Source organism: Hoylesella shahii (assembly GCF_937990675.1).
GTDB classification, from domain to species: Bacteria; Bacteroidota; Bacteroidia; order Bacteroidales; family Bacteroidaceae; genus Prevotella; species Prevotella shahii.
This window is the reverse complement of the sequence record NZ_CALKQY010000067.1, coordinates 1-8,251: the sequence shown is the minus strand read 5'-3', so window position 1 is coordinate 8,251 and position 8,251 is coordinate 1. Positions and strand designations below refer to the sequence as shown.

Genomic DNA, 8,251 nt, shown 5'->3' with positions numbered 1-8,251 from the left:
CTCGCGACCCCAACCTTGGCAAGGTTGTGCTCTACCAACTGAGCTATTTCCGCAGCTTTTTAACAAGGCATTTCTCCAAATGCGCTGCAAAGGTACTACAATTTTTCAAAACCACAAATTATTTCTTTATTTTTTTTCATTTACCATTAAAAAATGATTGTTCGCTCCCTTCCTACGCTTTCGTTGTTTTCTTTCTTTTGTTCTGCTACGATCCGTATTCCTGTTTATTTAATATTCAAAAAACAGAAACGCTTATTGATTGATCTTCAGAATCATACACTACACCTATTAATAACATAGCAATAGAATACCAATACAAAGCCTATGTCTTGTACTTAAGATATACTATAATATAATACGAGAAACATACTGATAAAGAAAATTGTAATCGTTAATCTTCTGACACCAAGATTGCTAATAGTACTGCGTAAAGATGCTTATCTACGAGCTTTAACGCAAGTTCATCATATAGGTAGATTGTTTAATGTTTATAAAAACCGATTTTGCAAGTCAAAGGGCTTACTTTTGCAAATATAGATATTTTTCTTTTCTCGCATTTTTTTAAAAAAGAAAAATATTAGAACCTAATTCTTATACATTTCCTAGACCTTGAACGATTCCTAGAAACACTTATCACAAGAAGACGATGCGCTACAAACAAGTTGTAGTGTGGCTACAACTTATCGGTAGCCTCACTACAAGCCAATTGTAGCGTGACTACAAACGACTTGTCGTCACGCCACAAAAGGTCTGTAGTGGGTGTACAAAAGGTCTTGTACGATTAAAACGCTGATACAACAGGATTAAATCAGTAAAAAAGGCAGGAAACAAAAGCCCCGAATGGTTTTCTAATTAGGTTTAATCCATCGTTCTCGTGTCATTGAATTTGTAGCAGTTAATGGGCACAACTGCTACATATATGATGTACACGAGTTCAGGATAAAAAACAATCGTTATGTCCACCACCTGGTTACGATCACATTATACAATAATACAATCTTCCTCTCCATACTTAAATAAATTGCCCCGACAGCGCTAAGCCATCGGGGCAAAATATGTTATGAATTACTCATAGCATTATTTCTTAGGTGTTTCCAGCGCCTTAGCAGGTTTATAAGCTTTGTTCAATCCTGCAACAACATCGTTGGTGATGTCGAAAGCCTTGTCAGCATATAGCAGGTTGTCACCCGCCTTGCTCAAAATCAAGCTGTACTTCTTATCCTTATTATATTCGTTAAGGAAGTGACGGATGCTATCGCGCAAGGCCGAATTATATTTTTCGGTTTCCACTTGGAACTCGCTGCTCAAACGTTGGTTCAGCATTTGCAAGTCGGCATTTTGCTTTTGCAGTCCTGCTTGAATAGCTTCAGCCTGCTCGCGCGTATAAGCGTTTTGCTGAACTTTTTGTTGGAAGTTAGCCGCAGCAGCCTGCAAAGCCTGTTGTTTAGATGCCAACGTGCTTTGGATGTTTTGTCCTTTCTTTTGTAGGATGAGCGAATAGTCCTTGCAGAACTTGTACTGCGTCATGATAGAGTCAACCTCCACATAAGCAATTTTCAAGCTTCCAACTTCACTCTTTGGAGCAGTTTCGCTTTTTTTCTCGACCTGTTCGTTCTGTTTGTTACAAGAGCTAAAGGCCACCGTAGCCATTGCGGCAATGGCCAACGTTCCAAAAATTTTTTTCTTGTTCATTTAATTGTATTTATATTGTTTTTCTCGTTTTTATTATTCCCTTTTAATGCCAAGCAATTTTGTTAATCGCATTGCGCGCTTCTTTCGCTGCGCTCACTAACAGCGGATGCAACAGTGCGTCGCGCCTCTTTGTCTTGGTCTATCACACAATGAATACCCTGCTTTCTAAGTCCAGGGTTGTCGTGAATATGTTGCGAAGAGAACTTTCCGTTCTTTCTAAAAATCATCTTCACACATAATAATGCCACTGCAATAGCAATTATTAACAGGGATAAAGCTAATGTCTCTGCCATTTTGTTTATTTTTGCAAACGATAATGCCGTGTTCAAACGCTGCAAAGATAGTTAATAATTTACGAAATCACTCAAAAAGAAACCAAAATATGAATAAAAGTAATTTATCACCGAGCTGTGTTTTCGAACAGTTCAAACAGATCAATCAAATACCTCGCCCCTCAAAACACGAGGAAAAAATGGTAGAATACCTTAAAGAGTTCGCCAAAAAACACGGACTAGACGTAAAAGTAGACGCCGTGAACAATGTGAACATACGCAAACCAGCCACTCCTGGTTACGAAAACAGAAAGGTTGTGATACTGCAAAGTCATACCGATATGGTGTGCGACAAGCTGGTTGACGTAGAATTCGACTTTAACAAAGATGCCATCCAAAGCTATGTAGACGGCGAATGGATGAAGGCTAAGGGCACTACATTGGGTGCCGACGACGGCATTGGCGTTGCAATGCAATTGGCAGTGCTTGAAAGCAATGATATAGAACATGGTCCGCTGGAGTGCGTTTTCACCAGCGACGAAGAAACTCAGATGACAGGCGCATCGGGAATGGAGCCTGGATTTATGACTGGCGATTGGCTTATCAACCTAGACTCGGAAGACGAAGGCGAGATATTTGTATCGTGCGCAGGCGGAAGAAGCACACATGCCGTGTTCCACTTTGAAAAAGAAGATGCACCCGCAGGCCATTTCTTCCTAGAGATTTCGGTAAAAGGACTTACTGGTGGCCACTCTGGCGACGACATCAACAAGAAGCGCGCCAACGCCATTAAACTGCTTTCGCGTTTTATTTACTTGGAACAAGAGAAATACGACGTACGTCTAGCTAGCTTCAATTCGGGCAAACTACACAACGCTATTCCCCGCGATGGACGCGTTGTGATGGCTGTACCTAATGACGTGAAAGAGAACGTGCGTGCCGATTGGAATGTTTTTGCACACAATGTGGCAGACGAGTTCCACGTTACCGACACCGCAATGGAGTTTGCAATGGAAAGCGCAAACGCAGAAAAAGTGCTGCCGTCAGATGTTAGTCGTCGACTTATTATGGCTCTACAAGGCCTAACCAATGGTATTTTTGCAATCTGCCAAGATCCTGCTTTGGGTGGAATGGTAGAAACATCAAGCAATATCGCCGTAGTAAAAACCACCGATACCACTGTTGAATTGCTTGCTTCGCAACGCAGTAACGTGATGAGCAATCTCGATAACCAATGTAATGCTGTTGCAGCCGTGCTGAAACTTGCTGGAGCCGAAGTGGAACAAACAGACGGTTACCCCGCTTGGCAAATGAATCCAAATAGCGAACTCACTAAGCTTGCTATTGAATCCTACAAGCGTTTGTTCAATAAAGAACCCATTGTACGTGGTATTCACGCCGGATTGGAATGCGGACAGTTTGCCACAAGCTATCCAGGCATGGACATGGTGTCGTTTGGTCCTACACTGCGCGACGTACATACACCCGACGAACGCTTGCTCATTCCCACAGTGCAGATGGTTTGGGATCATTTGTTAGATGTTCTTAAAAACGTACCAGCAAAATAAATGATGAAGAAGAAACACGTCTTTTCACTTCTTGTCGTGGCCCTTTTGGCTATCACTGGCACAAGTTGCGACAAACGCCACTCGGCAAAACAATTAGTTGAAGACTTCGTAGATGAGTACTCACAACTATCGTCGGTGTCGATTAGTGATGTTGGCAAGCTCGATTCGACCGACCGTGTGGACAACACAACCATCCTTTCGCTGCAATCCGATGTAAAGAACGGAGGCCTCTACAAGCCCGACACCAAGTTTGGGCAACGTCCAACGAACACCAAGACCCTGCTTATGCTTCGCGTAACGCTTGAAGCGAAAGACGAGAAGGGCGAGAAAAAGCCGTATCAACAAACCTTCTATCTCGACCCCGAACTAACTAGTGTGGTAGCTGTTAAAACAAACTAGCGCCACCTCACCAAAGCATTTACGCCTCCGCAAGCGCCATTTGACGTTTTGCGGAGGCGTATATCATTTAGTACCTTAACAAAACAAAGTCATTTATTCAGTGTCAACCAGCCTGTATCACGTTTTTCGCACACTTCAAGTGACTCACCCATAAAAGCAAAGAGAAGCTGATAGGACAATCGTTCACTCCACTTTGCCTTATTGCCACACCATATGCATGATTGAAAACAAAGCAACAAAGGGCAACTATTAAATCGAAATCGGTCATTAAACCACAATGTTTACAGAATTCTTGTTTTTGTGTTGTTTCCTAACAACCTTTATTCTCTTGTCGAGCAGATTGCCTGTCTTTGCAACTTGACGTAACCCACTACGCCTACGTTACAAAGACAGGCAATCTGCTCGACAAGAAAAATAAAATCTGTTTAGGCTCTAATGGCCGATTTGGGTTTAACCAAAGACATACAAAAAGATAAAGCCATCAAAAAAGGGAGAACGCCCAAACGTCCTCCCTTTATATGATGCATTACTTCGACTTACGTCGAAAGTGGTTTAGTTCTTGAAAAAGTCCTTTACGGCTTCGTTAGGTACCATCTTCTCATCGAAGATGTATGCGCCGGTTTTCGGGCTCTTAACCATCTTGATAACCTTGGTGTAAGCACGTCCGTCTTTTGAACCGTCACGAAGGGTTGCAACTACTTTCTTTGCCATAGTCTTGTTTTAATTAAACGTTATTTAATCTCCTTATGAAGCGTCATCTTCTTCATGATTGGATTGTACTTCATTAGTTCCATACGTTCAGGAGTGTTCTTCCTGTTCTTGGTGGTAACATAGCGACTTGTACCAGCCAATCCGCTATTCTTCATTTCCGTACATTCCAGAACAACCTGTACTCTATTACCCTTAGCTTTCTTTGCCATGATAATTATTCTCCTATAACTTTAATGTCTTTCCAATCACAGAAGCCCTTTGAAACAGCCTGTTTAAGCGCTGCGTCAAGACCTACTTTATTGATAAGGCGCAAACCTGCGGCACTGATTTTCAAGCTAATCCAGCAACCTTCTTCCACATAGTAGAATTTCTTGCTGAACAAGTTCACGTCGAAACTACGCTTTGTGCGATGCTTCGAGTGCGATACGTTGTTGCCAACCATTGCCTTTTTACCTGTAATCTGACAAATCTTCGACATTGCTATCTTTTTTTTGTTTTCTTTTTTGATACTTACTCCAAACAGGATGCAAAATTACGAAATTTTCTTCTAATTACCTAACCAAATCAATTAATTATCAAAGATTTTATGTTTTTTGTGGTATTAGAGACCTATTCTGGGCCTATTTAGCTTTATATGGACGTATTTTTTGCACTCTCTGCTTGGGTTATGGGATACGATGCTATTTGTTCTCCATAACAAACAAATTGAAGCAAACGCTCTTACATCCCAAAAAGGTATTGAGTATGTGCTTGAACGTTTGCTTCTTTATTATATAAGGCATAGCAAAAGCTGCAGTGTAGCGGTGTTTACTTTCAAGTTCGGCCCAACTGCATGCTTTTTATATCAGCCCATTCACAACTATTATTCCTCCGTAGTGTCCTTTTCAGCGTCAATAAAGTTGAGCATTTGTCGCAAGGAGCGGTTAGTGGCGATGGCCAAATTGATATCGCGGCCATAGTCTTCGTTCAACTTCAGGGTTATGGTCTTATCTTTTGTGCCACAGGCCAGCCAAATAGTACCTACAGGAACGCCATCATTATCACCAGCAACAGGTCCAGCATAACCTGTAACAGCCATCGCATAATCAGTTTTAAGCGTTTCGCAAGCTCCTTTAACCATTTGTATAGCCACTTCTTCGCTCACTGCAGATTTTTCAGCAAGCACTTCAGAACTTACGCCTAGCAAGTTTTCTTTCACATCATTGCTATAACATATCACGCCACCTTTAAAATATTTAGATGCGCCCGGCGTGGCAATAACGGCTTGTGCCACCCTTCCGCCAGTGCAACTTTCGGCAGTTGCGATGGTAAGACCATTGTCGTACATGCGTTGTTGCAGTTCTCTGCTAAGCACTTTTGTTTCTAGTTCCATTATAATAAATGTTTATGCTTACTCGAAAGTAACCTTCGAGAAAGCGGGTTTGTCGATTGAACAAAACACCTTATCCAGGTATTTAAAATATCCAGTGATGCCAATCATGGCTGCATTATCAGTGGTGTACCCAAACTTAGGGATATAAATGGTCCACCCCAGCTTGTCGGCTGCCTCGTGAAAAGCATTTCGCAATCCGTTATTTGCCGACACTCCTCCTGCCACAGCCACGTGAGTGATACCCGTTTGCTTCACTGCCAGCTTCAGTTTTTTCATCAAGATATCTACAATGGTAAATTCCAAGCTTGCGGCAAGGTCTTCTTTGTGGTTCTCTATGAAGTTAGGATCATCCTTAATCCATTTTTGCAGACTGTACAAGAATGAGGTTTTTAATCCCGAGAAACTATAATCTAGCCCTGGAATATTGGGTTGCGCAAACTTAAATGCTGCTGGATTGCCCTGTCTTGCAAGCCTATCAATGATAGGACCACCGGGATAACCCAATCCCATTACTTTAGAACACTTGTCTATTGCCTCACCAGCTGCGTCATCAATGGTCTGTCCCAACACCTCCATGTCGTTATACGCGTTAACCTTTACGATTTGCGAATTACCTCCACTAACCAGCAAACAAAGGAAAGGGAATGGTGGTATAGGATTTTGCATATCGGGTTCTTGAATGAAATGCGCCATTACATGCCCTTGTAGATGGTTCACATCCACCATGGGAATACCCAAAGCACGAGCAAATCCTTTGGCAAAACTAACTCCAACAAGCAACGAACCCATCAGTCCAGGACCACGTGTAAAAGCCACTGCCGATAGCTGTTCTTTCTCAATTCCAGCCTTTTTCAAGGCTTGGTCTACCACGGGAACAATGTTTTGTTGATGTGCACGCGAAGCCAATTCGGGCACCACTCCACCATAACTTTGATGAACAGCCTGCGAAGATGTCACATTGCTGAGCAACACATTATTGTGTAGCACGGCTGCCGAGGTATCGTCACAACTGCTTTCTATACCTAATATATAAACGTCTTTATCGTTATTCATTGCTTCTTTTTATCTAGTCAATATCTCAACGCCGTGTTCGGTCATTAAGAAGGTGTGCTCCCATTGGGCGCTTGGCAACTCATCACCCGTTATAACCTCCCAGCCATATTCGTCGTCGGCGTCAATAAACACCTTCCAAGTACCCATATTAATCATGGGTTCGATGGTAAACACCATACCAGGCACAAGCAACATACCCTGTCCACGACGTCCGAAATGTGCCACTTCAGGTTCTTCATGAAACTTTAACCCAACTCCATGTCCACATAAGTCGCGCACAACACCGTAATGATATTTCTCAGCATGCTTAGAAATGGCATGTCCAATGTCGCCAACAAAGCTATAAGGCTTAGCTGCCTCTGCTCCAATCTCAAGACATTCTTTGGCCACACGCACCAATTGTTCTTTCTCGGGCGTGGTTTTACCAATGATAAACATGCGGGAAGCATCTGCATAATATCCGTCAAGAATTGTAGTAAAGTCTACATTAATGATATCTCCCTCTTGTAACACATCCTCTTCTTTGGGAATACCATGGCAAACCACCTCGTTAATGCTTGTACACACACTTTTTGGAAAGCCTTCGTAGTTGAGACAAGCTGGTATTGCGCCATGGCTAGTACAATAATCATAGCAAATTTTGTCTATCTCAAGGGTATTCATGCCTGCGCGGATGTGCTTGGCCACTTCGTCTAGCACACCTGTATTCACAACGCCACTACGCCTTATACCTTCAATTTGTTCGGGCGTTTTTATTAATTCACGAGTTGGCACCAACTTTCCCTTATTCTCCCAATACATCACTTGCTTGTCCAAGTCGGTTGGTTCTTGCCCCGAAAGACAATGCCATCTCCTTTTTTTATTTAAAACCATTGCATCTTTTTTATTTAAATCTTGCCGTGCTGAGTGTATTCTGGACGAGATAAGCTTCAGTCTCACGCTCAACATCAGTGCTAAGACATGCAAAGTTACTTTAATTCTTAGGTACGCACAAGTAAAATAACCATTTTTTACACCTATATACAAGCTGCACGCAAACAGTTATTCAATGCTGAGCCAAAAGTTAATGCAAAACGAAGCAACCAAACTGAATGTTTCGCGTTATTGTTTCAGAACAGCGTGTCTTTAGGGGTCAGTCCTAAAACCCAGTTGTAAGCTTCCCCCTCATGCACATAATTTCATAA

Annotated in this window: 11 protein-coding genes; 3 read left to right on the top strand and 8 right to left on the bottom strand. The window is 42.2% G+C overall.

What is annotated here, in order from left to right; genetic code table 11:
• The coding region (locus tag QME03_RS09885; protein ID WP_281724266.1) for a hypothetical protein at positions 1 to 263 on the top strand (263 nt) is incomplete at its 5' end.
• Positions 264 to 1,077: 814 nt separating this feature from the next.
• Here the strand turns inward: QME03_RS09885 and QME03_RS09880 are convergent.
• Together QME03_RS09880 and QME03_RS09875 are read right to left on the bottom strand one after the other, a co-directional pair.
• Positions 1,078 to 1,692, bottom strand: a complete 615-nt coding sequence (locus tag QME03_RS09880; RefSeq protein ID WP_281724265.1) for an OmpH/Skp family outer membrane protein — start codon at positions 1,690 to 1,692, stop codon at positions 1,078 to 1,080.
• A 62-nt stretch (positions 1,693 to 1,754) separates the two neighbouring features.
• Complete coding sequence (locus QME03_RS09875) at positions 1,755 to 1,985, bottom strand: hypothetical protein (RefSeq protein ID WP_025815300.1); 231 nt, start codon at positions 1,983 to 1,985, stop codon at positions 1,755 to 1,757.
• Between the two features lie 89 nt (positions 1,986 to 2,074).
• Between QME03_RS09875 and QME03_RS09870 the strand changes: the two genes are divergently transcribed.
• Together QME03_RS09870 and QME03_RS09865 are read left to right on the top strand one after the other, a co-directional pair.
• Positions 2,075 to 3,532, top strand: coding sequence for an aminoacyl-histidine dipeptidase (locus QME03_RS09870; protein WP_273115989.1), 1,458 nt, complete (start codon positions 2,075 to 2,077; stop codon positions 3,530 to 3,532).
• A complete protein-coding gene (locus QME03_RS09865; RefSeq protein WP_232227125.1) occupies positions 3,533 to 3,931 on the top strand; it encodes a hypothetical protein in 399 nt (132 codons plus the stop codon).
• Positions 3,932 to 4,483: 552 nt separating this feature from the next.
• On the opposite strand, the gene QME03_RS09860 is transcribed toward QME03_RS09865, so the two are convergent.
• From QME03_RS09860 to map, 6 genes are all read right to left on the bottom strand, one after another.
• Positions 4,484 to 4,642: a DUF4295 domain-containing protein gene (locus QME03_RS09860; RefSeq protein ID WP_009230034.1), complete on the bottom strand. Its 159-nt coding sequence runs from the start codon at positions 4,640 to 4,642 to the stop codon at positions 4,484 to 4,486.
• 20 nt (positions 4,643 to 4,662) lie between these two features.
• On the bottom strand, positions 4,663 to 4,851 hold the full coding sequence (rpmG, locus tag QME03_RS09855) for a 50S ribosomal protein L33 (protein ID WP_025815302.1): 189 nt from the start codon (positions 4,849 to 4,851) through the stop codon (positions 4,663 to 4,665).
• Between the two features lie 5 nt (positions 4,852 to 4,856).
• A complete protein-coding gene (rpmB, locus tag QME03_RS09850; RefSeq protein WP_009230036.1) occupies positions 4,857 to 5,120 on the bottom strand; it encodes a 50S ribosomal protein L28 in 264 nt (87 codons plus the stop codon).
• A gap of 384 nt (positions 5,121 to 5,504) precedes the next feature.
• A complete protein-coding gene (locus QME03_RS09845; RefSeq protein WP_273261993.1) occupies positions 5,505 to 6,014 on the bottom strand; it encodes a CinA family protein in 510 nt (169 codons plus the stop codon).
• Between the two features lie 18 nt (positions 6,015 to 6,032).
• Positions 6,033 to 7,067: a tRNA (adenosine(37)-N6)-threonylcarbamoyltransferase complex transferase subunit TsaD gene (tsaD, locus tag QME03_RS09840; protein WP_273115979.1), complete on the bottom strand. Its 1,035-nt coding sequence runs from the start codon at positions 7,065 to 7,067 to the stop codon at positions 6,033 to 6,035.
• A 9-nt stretch (positions 7,068 to 7,076) separates the two neighbouring features.
• Positions 7,077 to 7,940, bottom strand: coding sequence for a type I methionyl aminopeptidase (gene map, locus QME03_RS09835; RefSeq protein ID WP_110370258.1), 864 nt, complete (start codon positions 7,938 to 7,940; stop codon positions 7,077 to 7,079).
• Between the last annotated feature and the right edge of the window lie 311 nt (positions 7,941 to 8,251).

Excerpts from the sequence above, each read along its gene's own strand:
- QME03_RS09845 (WP_273261993.1), bottom strand. The coding sequence starts at position 6,014 with ATGGAACTAGAAACAAAAGTGCTTAGCAGAGAACTGCAACAACGCATG.
- QME03_RS09875 (WP_025815300.1), bottom strand. The coding sequence starts at position 1,985 with ATGGCAGAGACATTAGCTTTATCCCTGTTAATAATTGCTATTGCAGTG.
- rpmB (WP_009230036.1), bottom strand. The coding sequence starts at position 5,120 with ATGTCGAAGATTTGTCAGATTACAGGTAAAAAGGCAATGGTTGGCAAC.
- QME03_RS09860 (WP_009230034.1), bottom strand. The coding sequence starts at position 4,642 with ATGGCAAAGAAAGTAGTTGCAACCCTTCGTGACGGTTCAAAAGACGGA.
- map (WP_110370258.1), bottom strand. The coding sequence starts at position 7,940 with ATGGTTTTAAATAAAAAAAGGAGATGGCATTGTCTTTCGGGGCAAGAA.
- QME03_RS09870 (WP_273115989.1), top strand. The coding sequence starts at position 2,075 with ATGAATAAAAGTAATTTATCACCGAGCTGTGTTTTCGAACAGTTCAAA.
- QME03_RS09865 (WP_232227125.1), top strand. The coding sequence starts at position 3,533 with ATGATGAAGAAGAAACACGTCTTTTCACTTCTTGTCGTGGCCCTTTTG.
- QME03_RS09880 (WP_281724265.1), bottom strand. The coding sequence starts at position 1,692 with ATGAACAAGAAAAAAATTTTTGGAACGTTGGCCATTGCCGCAATGGCT.
- tsaD (WP_273115979.1), bottom strand. The coding sequence starts at position 7,067 with ATGAATAACGATAAAGACGTTTATATATTAGGTATAGAAAGCAGTTGT.
- rpmG (WP_025815302.1), bottom strand. The coding sequence starts at position 4,851 with ATGGCAAAGAAAGCTAAGGGTAATAGAGTACAGGTTGTTCTGGAATGT.